This is a genomic window from Enterococcus sp. DIV0170 (assembly GCF_051710765.1).
Taxonomy (GTDB): domain Bacteria; phylum Bacillota; class Bacilli; order Lactobacillales; family Enterococcaceae; genus Enterococcus_A; species Enterococcus_A raffinosus.
The window spans coordinates 2,003,538-2,023,288 of record NZ_JBIOLG010000001.1 but is presented as its reverse complement, the minus strand read 5'-3'; the positions used below and the strand labels follow the sequence as shown (position 1 = coordinate 2,023,288).

Annotated in this window: 17 protein-coding genes and 1 pseudogene; 15 read left to right on the top strand and 3 right to left on the bottom strand. The window is 35.4% G+C overall.

The genetic code is table 11. From position 1 onward, the window contains the following. The first annotated feature begins 103 nt into the window (after positions 1–103). The 3 genes and pseudogenes from mgtA to IGI50_RS09775 form a co-directional block, all read left to right on the top strand. On the top strand, positions 104–2,842 hold the full coding sequence (gene mgtA / locus IGI50_RS09785; protein ID WP_237580451.1) for a magnesium-translocating P-type ATPase: 2,739 nt from the start codon (positions 104–106) through the stop codon (positions 2,840–2,842). Between the two features lie 319 nt (positions 2,843–3,161). After that, on the top strand, positions 3,162–4,280 hold the full coding sequence (locus IGI50_RS09780; RefSeq protein WP_272927992.1) for an RNA-guided endonuclease InsQ/TnpB family protein: 1,119 nt from the start codon (positions 3,162–3,164) through the stop codon (positions 4,278–4,280). Between the two features lie 469 nt (positions 4,281–4,749). Next, positions 4,750–5,077, top strand: a pseudogene (locus IGI50_RS09775) (integrase core domain-containing protein); the annotation flags it as partial. Between the two features lie 405 nt (positions 5,078–5,482). Here the strand turns inward: IGI50_RS09775 and feoB are convergent. After that, complete coding sequence (feoB, locus tag IGI50_RS09770; RefSeq protein ID WP_438776837.1) at positions 5,483–7,384, bottom strand: ferrous iron transport protein B; 1,902 nt, start codon at positions 7,382–7,384, stop codon at positions 5,483–5,485. Then, complete coding sequence (locus tag IGI50_RS09765; protein WP_161900769.1) at positions 7,371–7,607, bottom strand: FeoA family protein; 237 nt, start codon at positions 7,605–7,607, stop codon at positions 7,371–7,373. Before IGI50_RS09765 ends, feoB begins: the two co-directional genes overlap by 14 nt. A 231-nt stretch (positions 7,608–7,838) precedes the next feature. On the opposite strand from IGI50_RS09765, the gene IGI50_RS09760 reads away from it, so the two are divergent. From IGI50_RS09760 to IGI50_RS09735, 6 genes are all read left to right on the top strand, one after another. Continuing rightward, positions 7,839–8,078: a metal-dependent transcriptional regulator gene (locus IGI50_RS09760; RefSeq protein WP_161900768.1), complete on the top strand. Its 240-nt coding sequence runs from the start codon at positions 7,839–7,841 to the stop codon at positions 8,076–8,078. A gap of 663 nt (positions 8,079–8,741) precedes the next feature. After that, on the top strand, positions 8,742–9,077 hold the full coding sequence (locus tag IGI50_RS09755) for a hypothetical protein (RefSeq protein WP_438776836.1): 336 nt from the start codon (positions 8,742–8,744) through the stop codon (positions 9,075–9,077). Positions 9,078–10,124: 1,047 nt separating this feature from the next. After that, on the top strand, positions 10,125–10,541 hold the full coding sequence (locus IGI50_RS09750; protein WP_161900766.1) for an RNA polymerase sigma factor: 417 nt from the start codon (positions 10,125–10,127) through the stop codon (positions 10,539–10,541). Further along, positions 10,541–10,777 carry a helix-turn-helix domain-containing protein gene (locus IGI50_RS09745; protein ID WP_161900765.1) on the top strand — a complete coding sequence of 79 codons (237 nt, stop codon included), beginning with the start codon at positions 10,541–10,543 and terminating at the stop codon, positions 10,775–10,777. The genes IGI50_RS09750 and IGI50_RS09745 overlap by 1 nt, the downstream gene beginning before the upstream one ends. Before the next feature lie 556 nt (positions 10,778–11,333). Then, positions 11,334–11,603: a helix-turn-helix domain-containing protein gene (locus IGI50_RS09740; protein WP_420022098.1), complete on the top strand. Its 270-nt coding sequence runs from the start codon at positions 11,334–11,336 to the stop codon at positions 11,601–11,603. Positions 11,604–11,705: 102 nt separating this feature from the next. Beyond that, complete coding sequence (locus IGI50_RS09735; RefSeq protein ID WP_161900764.1) at positions 11,706–12,884, top strand: tyrosine-type recombinase/integrase; 1,179 nt, start codon at positions 11,706–11,708, stop codon at positions 12,882–12,884. A 251-nt stretch (positions 12,885–13,135) separates the two neighbouring features. Here IGI50_RS09735 and IGI50_RS09730 read toward each other — a convergent pair whose 3' ends face one another. After that, positions 13,136–13,741: a DUF1349 domain-containing protein gene (locus IGI50_RS09730; RefSeq protein ID WP_311855276.1), complete on the bottom strand. Its 606-nt coding sequence runs from the start codon at positions 13,739–13,741 to the stop codon at positions 13,136–13,138. A gap of 165 nt (positions 13,742–13,906) precedes the next feature. Between IGI50_RS09730 and IGI50_RS09725 the strand changes: the two genes are divergently transcribed. The 6 genes from IGI50_RS09725 to IGI50_RS09700 all read left to right on the top strand — a co-directional run bounded on the left by IGI50_RS09725 (position 13,907) and on the right by IGI50_RS09700 (position 19,742). Then, positions 13,907–14,608: a GntR family transcriptional regulator gene (locus IGI50_RS09725; RefSeq protein WP_218255893.1), complete on the top strand. Its 702-nt coding sequence runs from the start codon at positions 13,907–13,909 to the stop codon at positions 14,606–14,608. Between the two features lie 169 nt (positions 14,609–14,777). Continuing rightward, the gene (locus IGI50_RS09720) at positions 14,778–16,127 is read left to right on the top strand and encodes a PTS sugar transporter subunit IIC (RefSeq protein WP_311855274.1); all 1,350 of its coding nucleotides are present in this window, start codon (positions 14,778–14,780) and stop codon (positions 16,125–16,127) included. A 43-nt stretch (positions 16,128–16,170) separates the two neighbouring features. Then, positions 16,171–16,458 carry a hypothetical protein gene (locus IGI50_RS09715; RefSeq protein ID WP_311855273.1) on the top strand — a complete coding sequence of 96 codons (288 nt, stop codon included), beginning with the start codon at positions 16,171–16,173 and terminating at the stop codon, positions 16,456–16,458. Further along, positions 16,455–17,543, top strand: coding sequence for a DUF871 domain-containing protein (locus IGI50_RS09710; RefSeq protein ID WP_311855272.1), 1,089 nt, complete (start codon positions 16,455–16,457; stop codon positions 17,541–17,543). The genes IGI50_RS09715 and IGI50_RS09710 overlap by 4 nt, the downstream gene beginning before the upstream one ends. 8 nt (positions 17,544–17,551) lie before the next feature. After that, positions 17,552–18,658 carry an amidohydrolase/deacetylase family metallohydrolase gene (locus tag IGI50_RS09705; RefSeq protein ID WP_438776834.1) on the top strand — a complete coding sequence of 369 codons (1,107 nt, stop codon included), beginning with the start codon at positions 17,552–17,554 and terminating at the stop codon, positions 18,656–18,658. Beyond that, on the top strand, positions 18,648–19,742 hold the full coding sequence (locus tag IGI50_RS09700; protein WP_438776833.1) for a DgaE family pyridoxal phosphate-dependent ammonia lyase: 1,095 nt from the start codon (positions 18,648–18,650) through the stop codon (positions 19,740–19,742). The genes IGI50_RS09705 and IGI50_RS09700 overlap by 11 nt, the downstream gene beginning before the upstream one ends. Positions 19,743–19,751 lie beyond the last annotated feature (9 nt).

Genomic DNA, 19,751 nt, shown 5'->3' with positions numbered 1-19,751 from the left:
AGTTGGGTTTGCAGAAAAAGAGTGAACTAAAAACAAATAAATTATTATTGTCTATTTGTTTTTAGTTCCTGGACTCTCCAAACCCTAGCAAGGAGGAAGTTTTATGAAGACGCTAGGAAATATCATTCTATACCTAATGATTGGGATAGGATTGTGGCGAATTTTTTTTGGAGAGAAGGAAAGAAGAGTGGAAATTAAAAATAATGGGAATCACGATGTAAATTATGGTTTAATAGCACGAAAAACAATTGAAAATCTTTTTGATACATTTCAAACATCAAAAAAAGGACTATCTGAGGGACAAGCAATCAGAGCAAGAAATGAATATGGGGATAATAAGATTTCATATGGAAAGAAAACACCATTTTTCATTGAAATGGTAAAAGCCTATATCACTCCCTTTACGTTAGTTCTGATTGGATTGGGGATTACTTCTTTTATTACAGATGTTGTTATTGTAGCACCGGAAGATCGTGATTTTTTTGGGAGTAGTATTATTTTCGCAATGGTTTTGATCAGCGGAACAATGACTTTAATTCAATCTGTGCGATCAAATCAAGCGGCGGAAAAACTAAAATCGCTTGTAAAAGTAACTGCAACCGTAAAACGGAAGAACAAATATGATGAAATTCCTATGGAAGAAATTGTCTGTGGAGATATTGTCAAATTATCAGCTGGGGATATGATTCCGGCTGATATCCGACTCATTGCAACTAAGGACTTGTTTATTTCACAATCCGCACTAACAGGAGAAAGTTACCCAGTAGAAAAAAGATCAGATATCATTGTTACACAACATAATTCAGAAACTAGCTACGAGAATATGGTGTATATGGGAAGCAATGTTATTAGCGGAAGTGCCGAAGGTGTGGTAATTGGAACTGGTAATCGTACTCTATTTGGAAATGTTGCGGGATCATTATCAAGTAAGCCGATTCAAACAAGTTTCGAAACGGGCATTCGAAAAACTTCTTTTCTCTTTATCAAGTTTATGGCTTTGATGGCCCCAACAGTTATAGTCATCAACGGATTTACTAAAGGGGATTGGATGGAAGCTTTTCTATTTGGTTTATCTGTAGCGGTTGGTTTGACGCCTGAAATGTTGCCTATGATTGTTACAACCAATTTGGTCAAAGGGGCAACAGCTATGGCGAAGAAAGGAACGGTTATAAAAAATCTGAATTCGATTCAAAATTTCGGTGCTATTGATGTGTTGTGTACCGACAAAACAGGAACACTGACACAAGATAAGATCATTTTGGAGTATCATTTGGACTTATCTGGCGAGGAAGACGATCGTGTATTACGCCATGCTTATTTAAACAGTTATTATCAAACAGGATTAAAAAACTTGTTGGACGTTGCTATTATTGATGCGGCAAAAGAAGAACTGGATACGAAAGAAATACGTTACAAAAAAGTTGATGAGATTCCTTTTGATTTTGAACGTAGACGTATGAGTGTGGTAGTAGAAGATACTAGTGGAAAAACCCAAATGATCACTAAGGGTGCAATTGAAGAAATGTTGAGCATCTCAAGCTTTGTAGATTTTAGAGGGACCGTTACAGAATTGACTGATGAGGTTAGACAAGAAATATTGAAAAAGGTAAGCGAATTAAATGAAGACGGCTTACGAGTGATTGGTGTTGCACAAAAGACAAATCCTAGCGTTGTAGGAGAGTTTTCAGTAGCAGACGAATCTGAGATGGTTTTAATTGGCTATTTAGCTTTTTTAGACCCTCCAAAAGAAACAACTAAACAAGCCTTAGAGACTTTAAAGACGCATGGAGTTGGTGTGAAAGTGTTGACTGGGGATAATGCCTTGGTAACACAATCAGTTTGTAAACAAGTTGGCTTGGGGACAGAAAAGTTAATCAGTGGCGAGGATATTGCAAATATTTCAGATCAAGAACTCAGCCATTTAGTAGAAAAATACAACGTATTTGTAAAACTAAATCCACACCAAAAACAACAAATTACGCGGATTTTACGCGAAAATGGTCATACTGTAGGATTTCTTGGTGACGGAATCAATGATGCACCAGCTATGAAAGCAGCGGATGTTGGTATCTCAGTGGATACCGCAGTTGACATTGCCAAAGAATCCGCCGACGTTATTTTATTGGAAAAAGACTTGATGATTTTGGAACGAGGGATTATTTCTGGACGAGAAACATTTGGAAACATCATGAAATATATCAAAGCCACAGCAAGTTCAAATTTCGGAAACATGTTTTCAGTTTTAGTTGCCAGTACATTCTTACCATTTTTACCGATGTTGCCTTTGCAAATCCTCTTTTTAAATCTTATCTATGATATCTCCTGTGTATCGATTCCTTGGGATCACATGGATAGAGAATATCTTGATGAACCGAAACGTTGGGAAGCTTCTAGTATTGGGAAATTTATGATTTGGTTAGGACCAACAAGTTCCGTGTTTGATATTACGACCTATTTACTCATGTATTTTGTCATTTGTCCGGCTGTTATTGGCGGAGAATTTCATACTCTGACACCAGCTCAACAAGTCGCGTTTATTGCTGTGTTCCATGCTGGTTGGTTTGTGGAATCCTTATGGTCACAGACTTTAGTACTACATGCATTACGGACGCCGAAGATTCCGTTTATTCAAAGCAGGGGTTCATTTATCATGACAGCTATTACTTCACTAGGTATCGCTGTAGGGACGGTCTTGCCATTTACAAACTTTGGACAAAGCTTAGGATTGGCGGCTTTGCCGACCGATTATTGGTTATGGTTAGCAGCTACTATTGTGGCGTACTTGGCTTTAGTGACCATCGTGAAACGATTCTATATCCATCGTTATAAAGAGTTATTATAAAATGGATTATCTTACAGTATACAGTCAAGTAGGCAATTTTTCAGGTTACCCGTCATCAAAAAAATAGTGTGTTTCTTTTACGAAGGGAACAACGAAAGAAGTGAGAAGAGTGAGCTTGTTAGTGATTTTTATACTTTTCTTGTTGTATATGTGTGTGTGTCTGTACTGGTCGTTTGTGATTCAAAGCAACAGAAATATAGTGAAGACTCCATTTCATTATCTATTTATAATTAATGATTTTAATGGAGACTTGTCAATAATATTCTGGTGAAGAGATCATTAATCTCGAGGGAGGGAAAAAAATGATTCGAGGAAAAAGATAAGGCTATGTCCCACGAATGAACAATTAATGAAGCTATGGCAATCCGCGGGAACTGCTCGTTGGGTCTATAATTATACAATAAGTATGCAACGTATGAATTATCGATTTAATGATGGGGGATTCCTTTCCGACCAGTTGATTCGAAAACATATTACAAAAATGAAAAAACGGCCTAAATACTATTGGTTAAGCTTAGTGTCGAATAATATAGCAAAACAAGCTGTTAAAGATGCTTGTGATGCTTACAAAAAGTGGTTTCATACAATAGATGGGTCAAGTAATTTATATGTTGAAATTCCGAAATATAAAACCAAGAAGAAAACAACTCCCTCATTTTATAATGATTCAACACGTATAAAGTTTAAGGATAAGTCTGTATTGTTGGAAAAAATAGGTTGGGTAAAAACGAATGTAAATTTGCCGGTGAATAAGAAAGTATATAATCCTAGAATCTCTTTTGACGGAAAGTATTGGTATTTAGCTGTGGGATTAGAAGTTGATCAAATAACTTATCCAATAAGTGGTACTTTGGGAATTTGCTTGGATGGAACTTATCCAGTTGTGTTGTCTACAGGAGAAAAATTTACTTCAATAAACCAAACTAACACAATGAAAAAACTTGAGAAAAAACTAGCTAGACTAAAACAACAACATCGTCGAAAGATAAGGATGAATGAAGATAAATTATTTGTTGAAAAAAAGAATCTTCACAAGTTAGAGATAAGAATTCAATTGATCTACAGGAAAATTTCAAATATTCGTGAAAACTATTGGCACTATGTTACCACAACCATTCTCAAGAAGCGCCCTGAGAAAATAGTGATTTCTTATTTACCTCTTCATGAATTAATGAAAAAACAAGAACATCAGAAAAGGTTATCAAAGGAGTGCTATTATGAATTAAAAAGGCAACTCCACTACAAATGTGAAGAACTAAATATTGATTTTACCGAAGTGGCCCCAACCTACCCTTGTAGTAAAATATGTTATAGATGTAAAAGTATGAACTTTAATCTTTTAGAATCTGGAGCTGTATACCAGTGTCTAGAATGCAACAATACAATTTTAAAGGATAGAAATACTAGTTTGAATTTAATCGATTATAGTATTAATTAGATAATATAGGACGCGTTGCATCCGAATATACGCCTGTGGAGTGTTATGCTTCTATTCATTTTTTATAATTAATAGTTTAGCCTCAACACGATGAATCAGGAAATAAACAATATTTATATTGACTTTGATAGATATTGGCAACGACTCCTAGAATGCATGTTAGTGGGTCATAATAGTATTCTTTAGGTATTTATATCAATGATTTTTAGCCAATATCTTTTGGAAAGTATATAAAAATCATGTTTCTATGGCGGAAAAAGATGTTTTAGCGATAAAAACTCCTTACGATATACCGATAAATGGTTATCAACCATTTATTTTATCGAAAGGAGTTTTTTATTGTAGACAGATCAAATTTCCATATTCTTTTGGTAAACGTCTGTTGAAAAGTAGACTTCAATTTTTTAGTGTTAGTATCAAATTTCAGACAACTTTTCGTAGAGACAAACATATATTATCACATTCCGGAGGAATGATTCTAGACACTGATTTGGGCGGCAGCCAGTATACAGGAATCGAAGTGGAAGAATGGCTTAAAACCAACAAAATAAGGCATTCCTATAGTCGAGAAGGAACACCTTATGACAATGAAAGTATCGAATCTTTTCATGCTTCATTGAAAAAAGGAAGGAGTATATACAACAAATTACTCAGATTTTGAAAAAGCAAATCGTGCGCTATTTAGCTACATTGAAGGTTTCTATAATCGTAATCGAATTCATAACTCGATTGACTATCTAACTTCACAGAAGTTTGAGAACCTATCAAAAAGAAAACGGGGTAACCATTTCTACTAAAATGTGTCTAATATATTGACTCAAATCTAAATAACTAGTCTTCATCAGCTAAAAATATATGCTTCTAGTATTTAATGTAAGTCTAAAATGATAGACATAAACAAAAGAATTATTAGTTGATTTTAAGTATTCATTCTAGATCGCAATTTCCTCACTGGATTTTCTCAAAATATCGATGTTTTTCTGGTTAAAACAGCTCAAAACTAAATCAAAACTAACTACAATTAACAAAAAATTAATGGAATATAACAGTATTTACTAAAGCAATAAAATACTGTTATATCGACGTTTACAGCCCGTTAGAGCCTTCAGGAAAAGTTAACTCTTTGCGGAATACAGCTTGTGGATATATTTTTTACTATGTTCAAATATTTTACGACGTAACTAATACGTTTGAGACGTAAATTAGAATGCACGAACAATGGTGGTGGTGATTATAGTAATTGCAACGCCTATTATGGTTGGTACGATGAAGGAAACAAATGTCCATTTTTTACTTTTGGTTTCCTTATAAATTGTTAAAAGCGTAGTGGAACAAGGCCAATGATACAGCGTAAATAGTAATACGTTCATTGCTGTCAACCACGTCCAACCATTATCAATCAATAGTTGGTGGAACTCATTTAACGAATTATATTCAGTTATTGTGCCTGTCGCCATATATCCCATAACCATTAGCGGTATAACTATTTCATTGGCTGGAAGCCCCAAAATGAAAGCCATTAAGATAGTTCCATCAAGTCCCATAAGTTTTGCAAGGGGGTCAATAAATTGTGTTATATGTTGGAACAATGATAGCTCCCCAATTGATATATTAGCTAGAATCCAGATTATTAGTCCCGCTGGAGCGGCCACTATGATAGCTCGCCACAAAACAAAGAGTGTTCTGTCAAGAATTGAGCGAACGAGCACTTGACCGACGCGAGGTTTTCTATATGGAGGTAATTCTAATGTGAATGAAGAAGGAAGTCCTTTTAAAATAGTTTTTGATAATAAACGAGATACAACTACTGTTGATATAACACCTAATACAATCACTGATGTTAAAAATATTGCTGATATTATTGAATTAACTAAACTTCCTGAAGATCCGACAAAGAACATAGTAATTACAGCTATTAAAATTGGAAAGCGACCATTACAAGGAACAAAATTATTTGTAATAATAGCAATCAGTCTCTCACGAGGTGAATCAATGATTCTTGCTCCAACAACTCCCGCTGCATTACAACCAAAACCCATACACATAGTTAATGCTTGTTTTCCGCATGCGCCAGCTTTTTGAAAATACTTATCAAGATTAAAAGCTATTCTTGGTAGATAACCAAAATCTTCAAGCATTGTGAAAATTGGAAAGAATATGGCCATTGGGGGTAACATTACCGCTACAACTGTAGATAAAACTTTATAAATCCCATCAATAAGAACACTTTGGATATTTTTAGGAATATTTAGTCGCGTTGCTTGAATAGTTAACCACTCTCCAAGTTGGCTGAAGTGATCAGCCAAAAAATCAGATGGTCCATCAGCACCAGCGATTGTAAACCAAAAAATAATTAGTAGTAGTAGTATCATCATTGGAATTCCAGTAATTTTTTGAGTTAATATTTTATCTAGGATACGATCATTCCGATCATAATTCTGATTTTCAAATTTCACTACTTCTTTTGCAATAATAGATGCTCTTTCTAAAAGTGCTAATGATTCAGTTTGAGTATCTTCATGAATTTGATCTAGTGCCTTACGCATATTTCGGTTGGAAGTAACTTCTTTACCTATCACTTTTTCTATGGTATCCATCAATTCATTTAGTCCTTGTTTTTTTGCAGCAGATGTAGCTACAACAGGAACGCCTAAAAGCATTTCTAACCTAGCTAAATTAATAGAAATTTTCTTCTTTTTTGCCTCGTCTATTAAATTGACACACACAATCACTTTTGGAGTTATTCGAATTATTTGCAACACAAGGTTTAAATTCCTCTCTAAACTAGTAGCATCGCAAACAACTACCGTTGCTTCTGCATCTTTGGATTTGATGAAGTTTTTTGCAACTTCTTCTTCTTGAGAATGAGCTAACAACGAATAAGTTCCGGGTAAATCGACGAAGACGTACCCGTTATGATCGTGTTCAACGTATCCTTGGGCAAGATCAACGGTTTTTCCGGGCCAATTACCGGTATGCTGTCTCATTCCTGTTAGTTCGTTAAAAATTGTACTTTTGCCTACATTGGGGTTCCCGGCCAACGCTATTGTTCGATCAGTCTTTTTTTTCTTTTGAATTTCAAACCCAGAGTTAGTTATCTCCATATCTTTTCACCTCGATATATTGTGCATCGCTATTCCGTAGAGCAATCGTTGTGCCGCGTACTCTGTAGGCTATAGGATCCCCTTTTGGACTTATTAGAATCTTTTTTATGGGAGTTCTTTCATAAAAACCTAAGTCTAGTAACCTTCGATTCATTTCAGCATCTGGATGATTAACTGATACAACATCATACGCTTCATCCATAATGATATTTTGTAACTGCATTTTGTACCTCCTTTATATTTTAGGCAAACCGAATACTTATTTATTATATGGCTAAAACTTTATACGTTCAAGGTAGAAATTACAAATTCTCATCGTTATTTAAGTTGAACTAAGAAAAAATTTAGGTTATCCTAAAAAAGACAGGGCAATTTGGATTTTGAAAAGGTTCTTGATATATAACACGTGGAAAGGGGCATCGTAATGTTCTTAGATGATTAGGAGAGAGCTGCTATGGTGAAAATAAAATCGACTACACTATTAATTTATTTGTTAGTAATACAAGAGTTATCAGCTAAAGATAAGGTAATCAAGAATAATGATTTAGCTAAAATTCTAGGTATTAGTCCGTCCTCCGTTAGTGAAATGTTGGAAAAGCTAGAACTTGAAGGTTATTTGAATAAGAGCTGTTTTCAGTTAACAAAAAAGGGGGAAAATTTAATTGGAGATTACAGTAAAAATATAAGGGGATGAAAAATTAGCGGAGTTTATTTGAAGTGGTAACGGGCAATTTGTTGTAATTATTGTTTGACTCAAGAATAGGAGAGGTAGTGCATGTTTGCTTACTTTTTTTTAACGCTAGGGTTACTATTTTTTTCTATAATTTTGCTGATAGTAATCACTATACTTTTAAAAACAGACGCTAGAAAATAGTGTTTTAGTATGATTGAATGCTTATGCATATATCGTAATTTAATTAAATATTAGTAACGAATCTAAAAGATTCTCTTTGCCCAGTTTCGGGGGATATTGCAAATAGAAGGATTAACTCTATATTGAATATGCATTATTTTGGATACTCTTATATTTTAAATCAAAGATATTTACCGCTGTACTTAATACTAATATGACTGTTTAATTCATAATATCTTTACGATAGAATTTTAAAAACGGTTATATATGATTGGAGGTACGTTTTTGAATTTATGTTCTAGTCTTTATCCCCCAATCTTATAAATGGAGACTTTTCGTTGCTGTTAGCTAGCAACATAGCCCATTTTGGATTCTCAATTATTAAAAACAATACTCGTCTGAACTACAGAAACAACTAAAATTTAGCTGAAATACAACTAAGGATAAGAAAACTGAATAAAATGAGAAAGTTGAACATTTTATTATGTAGGAGGGGAAATTGTTGTGATCTTAGAAAATGAAAAATATTTGGACTGGCGAATATTATCTGATATTTTTGCTGCTCATGGAGCGGCTCATATTTCTTGGAATAACAAAAAATATGAAAGACAGATAGAAAAGTATTTATCTGCTATGCATCATCAATTCAATACTGCTACTGAAAGTGTTGAAGAGCTAGATTTAGAAATGTTGATATCCCGGACAGTGGAATGTTACATTTATGCGGTTTTAGAAGAATGTGGTGATGTTCTTTCCAAGCATTTCAGTCCATATTCAGAAGAGATAGACCCTGGATTTCTTTCTATGATGTTAGAAGAGACCGAGAAGAAAGATAAGTGAAGCGTATAGTGTTCAAAAATTTAATCTATAAAAAGAATATTTATTATTTATTTTTCAGCTATAAATAAATTCTAAGGAGAGAAAAATGTGCGAACTTACAAAAAAGAGGATTGAAAAAAGAATGATTAAAAACGAGATTATTAAAAGAGTTGTATTTTCTAAATTCTTAAATAATTTAAAGTGATTTGACCGATTGGCTCATAGATTAAGTAAATAAAAGAAAATTTATTGTATGGGTATAATGTTAATAAACATGAAAGATACCATGTCGTCACAAAAATTTTGGATATAAACGGATTAGCTAAAATAAACATTAATAACATAATTATCTAAACTCAATTAACAGTAAACGTTTTTCATTTTTTCTCGTGTTTTTTAGGTTGAGAGTGTCATTTGACATATCGTCGTTGGGTGCTTCTAAGAACATATAAAAAAATGAGGTTAATGTTTTAGATGATTAAGAGTTGAACGGTTTTAAGACACTCGGAAAATTGTGATTGCTTGTTCATATGTGTATTTGAGGGAGAGTAAAGTATCCGTTTTATAAATTATTAGTGGTTCTACGAGAAAAAAACGCATTTCAATTCAAGAGTTAACTTATTATGCAATAGCTTGATGATTCAGTTGTTGTTATCGGATGCTTCGGGATTATCGAAAATTGAAATTATGGTTAGGTTGAGTATGGACTATGTAATTGGGAATGAAGCACTGACACCAAGTATGTTAATTTTTTCGCAAAATCAAAATGCAATTGAGTTAGATTGCTCAAATACTAGTAGTTTTTAAAACAATTGGGAAACTATTCCATTCTTCTCACAATAAAGTTTAGGATTGACGCACATTGTGTCTTCAAACCGACTTTATTAATAATTATGTATTGTTATCGGTACAATAAGCGCCTATACCATCTGGTATGGGTTTTTTTATTAAAAAAACAAAAGTTTTCGAAAAATCGTTGGGTTGATTTCGTAGTAATAGTGAAGAAAAAATTTGTTTCATATTCAAACACCTGAACAATGGGAAGGAGCAGTATGGAGGGTTATTGATATGGACAAAGAATATCGAGAATCAATTGAACACATTTTTGATTCTTACTGTAAAAGTATTATTAAACATGAGGGGATTGATTTACAGCGTAAAAAGTTAGTTTTATTGAAAAAGGAAGTTTCATTGGAGCGAGTGATAGAAGATGAAAGATTTCATAATAATCAGGGATTGGAATCAGAAATTGGTTTCGATCAATTTAAAATTTTAGGTGAGACCATCGCTGTTCACAACGATGTACTAGGAGAAGCCTTGCTAAGTCTAAATAATACAGACAGGAATATTATTTTTTTGTTTTACTATTTTGAATTTAAGGATAGAGAAATTGCTAATTTGATGGGGATCAGTCTAAGTGGTGCTTGGTATAGAAGAAAGAGAGCGACAGAATATCTGAAGAATTATTTAGGCGGTGATACTTAGTGAAGAAAAATCAAACGGATAATCTTGTATCTTTTAATTTAATAATTCTGGCGGTAAAAGGCGAACGGGAGGCAATAAATAAGGTGTTGCTCAAATATCATTCCTATATTCAAAGTTTCTGCAAAGGGTATTACGAAGGGGCAGATAACTATGAAAAATATTGCATTGATGAATATATGTGCCATCAGATCGAAGCAAAGTTAGTTGAAAAAATTCTCGTATTTAAAGTTAAATAAACTGCTTCCTTCCCATTTTCAGTCTAGAGAAGTGAGTCAAATAGCTCATTGGATGAATTATTTCTCTAGGCTGAAAAGTCACTCGTTCTTTGATAATTAAATACATCTCTATCAGACGAAGGCTTTGTTTGAGCGACGCTCTTGCTATTTTGCCAAAACATGCTTTTTGCACGAGCGAATAAGAATGAGTAAAGCAAATTTGTCATTTGCTGCAATGATGATAAAGTCGATAATGATACTTCCGTAAGGCCCGTCGTAAACTTGGGGGGTGGTGAAATTCCAATGATGCCTATGACTAGGGCACTGGTAGTGAGGTGATGAAGCAGAAGAATGGGGATAGTTTTTAGCTAATTCCTAAAATGTAAATCAATTGTGAGAACTATATTGTTTTATTGACTCAGTCAAATAATTAATTTATGAAGAGTATTTAATTTTATTAGAAAATTAAGTTCCGAAGTATGTACCGTTTGTATACCATTTTTTGGGAGTATCCAATAGTTAAAATACGATACATGAAGTAGGTGAGTTTAACGTGAGTGACAAAGAAATCGAGAATATTTATTCTACCATAAAAACTCAGATTCAATCTGAGTTCAGTGATTTAAAAAATTTTCACTGCCTGCCCTTAGTTTTAACAAACCAAGATTTAATGAATGAGTTTCAAATTAGTGCGAGCACTTTGAATCGATTGATAACAAATGGAGACTTTCCTCCTTGTTGGAACGGCATAAGAGGACATTATCTTCGTGAGAAAGTGTTAGATTGGATACAGGAATGTGATTCAGATGATTATCATGAGAAAATACGTTATTTTCGATCTTTATAGTATTTTCCTTTCCTTTAATTTGCGATACAATCATGATATAGATAGAGAGAATTTCAAGAGTTTTCTACCTGTTGGGTTCCTTCAAATTAGGAGGAGATAGCAATGAAGAAAACAGATCGATTTAAGAAACAAATAAGTTCGTCGGGGAGAGTTACATGGTATTTTCAAGCTTTTCGAACAACTAGACGTGGTTTCAAGTCGAGGCGTGAAGCCCAACTTGCATATTTGCAAATGGAAATACGGCACAGAGACAAGAAACAATTAATTTCGAATAGCGAGAGGTTTAGTGATATAGGCGCGAGATGGTTCCAATATTATCGCTCATTAAATGAGCAAAAGGAAACAACCTATGATAAGCGAGAAGAACAATTAAAAATTATTGTTCGATGGATTGGTGATAAAAAGTTGTCTGATTTGTCACCAGAATACCTTCAAGAACTGCTTTTTACTCTAAAGGAATGTGGCGTTAATGGAACAAATGTTGGCTATGCCAAAAATAGTTTACAATCACTTATTCAAGTTCTGAATATGGTTTTCAAATACTGTCAAAGAATGAATTTGATGAGTGAAAATCCAATGAAGACTGTGAGAATACCAAAATATCAGTTAACGGTAACTGATTTAAAAGAAGCCGTGAATAATATTGAGGACAAGTTTCTTACTGTTGATGAATTAAGAACTTTTCTGAATTATGGCATTGTTCATGAGGAGTTACCAATGTCTGTACTATTCCATGTTCTATTTTACACTGGTTGCCGTGTCAGCGAGGCTCTTGCTTTACAGCCTGAAGATATAGATTTCAAAAGAAATGAAATTCTATTCTATAAGCAAACAGCAGTTAAAGGTAAGAGTAAGGATTTTCGAATTGAAACTACTAAGACAGTTAGCTCTGCTAGACGAGTTTTAGTAACTCCTCTAGTTATGGAAAAGCTACAACAGTTGATTGAAGCTTTGGATGAGATGAGACAATATCACAGGCTTACTATAGAAGAAACATATTTATTTGTGTATCTTGATTCTAGTAAACGTGGTGTTCCTTATCGTCGAGAGTATGTAAACGATCATGTGAAACGGTGTGTGAACCGCTCAGGAATTAATAAGCCATTTCATACTCATTTAGCTCGTCATACAATGGCAAGTTTAGTAGCGGAGCACTGTAGCTGGGAAGTCTTGAAGGATCGCTTAGGCCATACTGACCAAACAACTTCGAAAATTTATCGCCACTTAACGTCAAATGAAAAGGTAAAACCTCTGATTGCTTTTAGTTCTTTAGAGAGTTAAAAAAATGGTAAAAGCACTGGTATTACAAGATTCTTGAAAAATGATTTTTTATCAAGTTAGTCAATATGTAGTCAGAGGTAGAAAAAATCCTTTTATATCAATACTTTAACGACTTTTCACAAGTATCAAAGAAATTCGTCGTTAATTTTAAAGATGTCTTTCGAACCCTTGAGAAATCAAGGGTTTTTTATTTACCCATTTTAAAGAAGAAGGAGCCGAACATTTTTTGTATCAGCTCCTTCTTTTTTAAATTACTCTGTGTCAGGTTGTTGTCCATCATGGACCAACCATTGACAGTCCATTAACTGTATGTTTGTAAAGACTGCTTTAAAAGAAGAGGACTCAGGAGAACATGCATAGATTCCGAACTGAATTTTTCCACCTCCGTTGATCATATGACAAATCCGCATTTGTTGAAATGTGATTCCATCAGTTGAACACTCAATACAATAGTCGTTTTCTCGTCTGCTCAAGCGGTACCACATTGATTTGATTGAGGCATCAATCTCTGTTGTCGCCCAATCAGAAAAGCCTTGATTTGTCACGACACTTCCCAAATGCTGATAGTCTTTATTCTCGTATTCAATAGAACCTTTTAACCAGTTTTTACTATCTAGGTACATGACGATGCCACATTGATCAAAACGCTGATGACTGTCAGCGAAATCCGTCTTTACGACAAAACTGAAATATTGTTTTTCGGTTGTCATTTGAAATACAGGGGCATTATCATTTTGAAAGTGATAATAAGTATTTTGCCAAAGATCTGTTTGAGGCTTTGTCACAATTTCTATCCTGTCTTCGAAAAGTTGATAGCTTGCCGGAAAACGTGTCCATTGGAAATCTCGTAATTCCATCTATGGTCCTCCTGTAATAGTTATGATATAAAGAGAGTAGCAAAAATTAAACCGATGCGCTACGTTAACATGTATTTAAGCAGTAAATACAATCTAACTTTGCAAACACTCATCTAAATGCTATTCTAATTAAATGAAGAACTGCTTGTGGGGAAGGTGGAACGTATGAAAAAAACACGTGTGTTGTATTTAGAAGTTGCAGAAAAAATAAAGGAAGATATTTTTTCCGGCAAATATCCTGTTGGTACTATGCTGCCGACGGAAACGGAGCTTGAAAAACTTTTTGATGTAAGTAAAATCACTGTCAGAAAAGCCATTGAGCTGCTCGCGGCGGATGAATATGTAGAAAAAAAGAGTGGAAAAGGGACAACCGTACTCAGTGAACGCCCCTACAATAAATTATCGAAGGCTGTTAGTTTCACTCAAATTTTAGAAAAATCAAATCTAAGCGTGGAAAAAGTCATAATTGACGTTAAAAACGTAGAGCTTAATGAATGTGATTCGGCATTTGAGTATTTTGGTTCTGAAGCGATTTGCTTTCAGCGAATGTATGTTTTAAATGGGAAGCCTTATATCTACGCGACGCATTATTTGCCGACTTCTTTGGAAAGGGTTACGAAAGAAGAGTTAGAGCAAGAATCCCTCTATCGAATCCTTTATCAAAATGGATTAGACATCGAACGTTTCATGGATGATTTCCTAGCGATTGAGCTAACAAATGAGCAACAAAAACTTCTTCAAACTGAGGCAAAGGTTGCTTTGAAGAGAATGCGAAAATCGTATGACTATGATCAAAAGGTGATTGAGTATTCTGAAGCTTTTTACAATACTTCCGACCATGCGTATCAAATTGAATATGAAACCTAAGAGTGAAGCTGTGATAGATTTCTATTGCAGCTTTTTTAAATATAAAACAATTGAAAAGCTTTTTTTAAAAAGAAGTGAAAAATAAAATCTAAAAAGCGTTTACAATAGAAAATGCATATGCTATTATTCACCTTGTAAACATTATAATGTTATAAACGGAGGTTAAGAAATGGATAGACTTGTAAATTCGATTGAACAGAAATTGATGCCGTTCGCTAACAAAATTGGTACCCAGCGACATATGATGGCAATCAGAAAGGGAATCGTGGCAACGATGCCGCTGACGATCGTCGGCTCATTCTTCACGATCTTCTTGAATTTTCCGATTCCTTCAGTCGCCGCAATGATTGAACCGTATTTAGCTATTTTAGATATTCCTTTTCGTTACACAGTAGGTATTTTGGCATTATACGCAACATTCGGGATAGCTTCACAATTAGCTAAAAGCTATAAAGTTGATTCCTTAACTGCCGGAATCTTGTCAGTCATGGCTTTTCTAGTAACTGCAGCACCTCCGCTTCGCGTATTCGACAATGTGGACGGCGTTATTGATGCTGGTCGTTACATCAATATTGCAAACCTTGGTGCAGCATCATTGTTTGGCGCAATTGTGACAGCACTTATTTCAGTTGAAATCTATCGTATTTTCATCGAAAAGAACATTACGATTAAAATGCCAGACGGAGTTCCACCAGAAGTAACCAACTCATTTATGGCGTTAATCCCCGGAGGAGCGATTTTAGTTTTATTTTGGGTGATTCGCCATATGATTGGTTTTGATATCAATGGATTCTTGAGTAATTTATTAATGCCGTTTAAAGATGTATTAGCAGGAAATAGCTTGTTTGGCGGCTTATTAACAGTTTTCTTGATTTGCTTCTTCTGGGTATTAGGAATTCATGGCCCAGCGATCATGGGGCCAGTGATTCGTCCTTTCTGGGAATTGTCGATTGCTGAAAATATGGAAGCTTTTGCGGATGGTGCTAGTGCCACTGCAATGCCAAATATTTTCACTGAGCAATTTTTACAATGGTTCATCTGGATCGGCGGAGCAGGAACTACTCTGGCATTGGTCGTATTCTTCATGTTCTCAAAATCAAAATATTTAAAGAGCCTTGGCCGTTTGTCTTTCTTACCAGGACTTTTCAATATCAACGAACCGATGATTTTCGGTGCGCCGATCGTAATGAATCCACTATTAGGGATTCCGTTTATCGTAGCGCCATTAGTGACAACGACGCTGTCTTATTTCTTGACAGTCTCAGGATTAATTCCAATGATGGTCGCGCGTTATGGCTTTACCATCCCCGCACCGATTGCTGCTTGGATGAGTACCGATTGGAGTATTGGCGCAGCGATTCTGGTAATCGTCAACTTCTTGATCTCAATGGCGATTTACTACCCGTTCTTTAAAGTATTTGAAAAACAGCAATTAGCGCGTGAAGCAGCTGAACTGGAAGCAGAAGAAAAATCGAAAAAAGAACAAGCTGCAAGCTTGCAGGAGGCAACTTCAAATTAAGAAGTAATTGTTCAATAGCAGAAAGGGTAGAGAGGATAGTCCAATGACTGTCCTCTTCGGTAATGAAATGAACTTAATTTATTTGATCCTTCTTTTTCTAGCGAGCCATATTTATTTGGAAAAGGGGAAACTACCAGCAAAATTGGAAGAAATGAAACTCAGGTATATTTTATTAGGCTCTTTGGCAGGTATTACGTCAGCGGTCGTGGTGGGTGTCGTACTAAATATTGCTCCATTCTTGGTGATGACCGTTACGATTTGTTCGGCATCATTGATTGCTTATAAATACCGCTCAAAATTTGATGACATGGAACGAGGAAAAAGTGTATGAAACGTGTATTAGGAATTTCGGTCTATCCAGACCACAGTGAGATTGAACAAGATAAAGCTTACATTAAGTTGGCGCATAAATATGGGTTTAGCCGTATTTTTATGAGTATGCTAGAGGTTACTGAAGGCAAAGAGGTTGTCAAAAAGAAATTTAAAGAATTGATTTTCTTTGCCAAAGAGTTAGGGTATGAAACGATCCTAGACGTGGCACCAAATATTTTTGAAGAATTGGGAATCTCTTATGATGATATGAGTTTCTTTCATGAATTAGGTGCAGACGGCATTCGTTTGGATTTAGGCTTTGATGGAAATAAAGAAGCTATGCTGACCTATAATCCATTTGGTGTGGCAATCGAACTGAACATGAGTAATGACGTGGCTTACTTAGACAATATTCTGACCTATGAAGCCAATACGCCATTTCTATATGGTTGTCACAATTTTTATCCTCAAGAGGGAACAGCTCTACCTTATGATTTCTTTGTGAAATGCAGTGAACGCTTTAAAGCTTATGGGATCCGAACAGCAGCGTTTGTTTCTTCTCAAGTAGGGACTATTGGCCCATGGGATATCAATGATGGCTTGCCAACTCTAGAGATGCACCGCCACTTGTCGGTTGAGACAGCAACAAAACATTTATTTGCCACCAAATTAATTGACGACGTGATCATCGGAAATGCCTATGCTTCAGAAGAAGAGCTAAAAGCGATGGGAGAAGTGGATCGCTATCAAACTGAATTTGCCGTTGAGTTCGTATCAGATATTACTGATGTAGAGAAACAAATTGTTTTAAACGAACAACATTATCGTCGAGGAGACATCACAGATCAGATGGTTCGTTCGACTTTTGTCCGCAAAAAATACGGACAAGAAGCCAATCCACCGCATGACAATGAAATTGAGTTCCAGCCAGGTGATATTGTGATCGGAAACGATGAATTTGGTAAGTATAAAAATGAGTTGCAAGTTGTACTAAAAGCCCATAAAGATTCAAGAAAGAATAAAGTTGGGCAGATCATTGAGGATGAAAAGATTCTTTTATCATTTATTCATCCATGGTCAAAATTCAAATTCACAGAAAAGTAGGAACGAAAATGTTGGATTTAGTTGTGCGGAATGCCAAAACAATTGACGGACAGAAATTTGATTTAGGGATTTCTGATGGAAAAATAGTAGAAATAGCTGATAAAATCACAAATAAAAGTCAAAATGAATTTGCTTTAACAGATGATCAGTACCTTTCACCAGGCTGGATCGATGATCATGTTCATTGTTATGAAAAAATGAGTCTGTACTATGATTACCCTGATGAGGTCGGAGTAAATAGAGGTGTAACGACTGTCATCGATGCGGGAACAACCGGAGCAGAAAACATCGGCAATTTTTGTGAACTAGTAAAAAAGGCGAAAACCAATGTGTATGCGCTACTGAACATTTCTAAATGGGGGATTGTCGAGCAAGATGAATTAGCTGATCTAACTAAAGTCCAACATAATGCTGTTAGAGATGCAATTGAAAAATATCCAGAGTTTATCGTAGGTTTGAAAGCTCGGATGAGCAAAACAGTGATTGGTTCAAGTGGGATCGAACCCTTACGTTTAGCTAAAGAATTTCAAAGTGAGTATGGTGGACTGCCCTTGATGGTTCATGTTGGCTCCGCTCCTCCTGAATTGTCAGAAATAATGGATTTGATGGATTCAGGTGATGTATTGACGCACTGTTTTAATGGTAAGGAAAATGGAATATTAGATAGAACAACTCATAAAATAAAGGATTTTGTATGGGAAGGATATAAAAAAGGAATTATTTTTGACATTGGGCATGGTACGGATAGTTTCAATTTTGAAGTGGCAAAACAGGCATTGAATGAAGGAATGATCAGTTCCTCCATTAGTTCAGATATCTATGTCCGAAATCGTCAAAATGGACCAGTTTATGATCTAGCAACAACAATGGAAAAGCTCTTCATAGTAGGGTATTCTTGGGAAGAAATCATCAAACAGGTCACAGAAGCACCAGCAAAAAATTTCTATTTAAAAGGAAAAGGTAAACTGGCTGTTGGTTTTGATGCGGATATTACAATATTCATCCTTGAGGACTCTGAAAAAGAAGTGACAGATTCTAATGGGAATACTTGTACAGTAAAGCAGGAAATCATCCCTGTGAAAACCATCATTGGAGGTCAAGTCTATGACAATTAATTTTGAAAAGCTAGGGTTAAAAGAAGTGATTAATGCTTCTGGTCGGATGACAATTTTAGGTGTATCAAAAGTATCAGAATCGGTATTGGCAGCGCAGCGTTTTGGTGGCGAACATTTTTTTGAAATGGCTGATTTAAGTGAAAAAACCGGAGCATATATTGCGCAGCTTTTAAAGGTAGATGACGCACAGATCGTTTCTTCTGCTTCAGCAGGAATTGTACAAAGTGTTGCCGCGGTCATTGGTAAAGGAGATATCTATCATGCTTATCATCCCTATACTGATCGTATCACACAACGAGAGATCATTTTACCGAAAGGCCATAATGTCGACTATGGAACTCCTGTCGAAGTAATGGTGGAGCAAGGCGGTGGGAAAGTCGTAGAGGCTGGCTATGCCAATATGTGTTCAGCAGAGCATCTAGAAATGATGATCACTGAAAATACAGCAGCAATTTTATATGTTAAAAGCCATCATACGGTTCAAAAAAGTATGCTCACTGTAGAAGAAGCGGCGGCTGTTGCGAACAGAAATCAATTGCCTCTAATCGTGGATGCCGCTGCGGAAGAAGATTTATTCTTCTATTACAAGGCGGGTGCTGATTTAGTGATTTATTCTGGGGCAAAGGCGATCGAAGGACCAAGTGCTGGGTTAGTGATCGGTAAAAAGAATAAAATCGAATGGGTTCGTTTACAGGGCAAAGGAATCGGCAGAGCGATGAAGATTGGTAAAGACAATATTCTTGGTTTTACTCAGGCGATAGAGGACTATTTAAACAACGGAAGTGAATCAGGGGATTCGATGAAAAAAAGATTGGCACCATTCATTGAATCAGTCAATCAAATCGATGGCTTAACAGCTAAGGTTGTTCAAGATGGTGCCGGTCGTGATATTTACCGCGCAAACGTTCATGTTTCAGGCAATCATACAGCAAAAGAAGTCATTGCCGAGCTAAAAAAAGAATCGCCGGCTGTTTATACGAGAGAATATCAAGCCAATAATGGCGTTATCGAATTTGATATCCGTTCTGTGGATGCAAAAGCAATGGCTGTAATCGCAGCACGTTTACGTGAGATTATGAATTAAAAGGAGAAG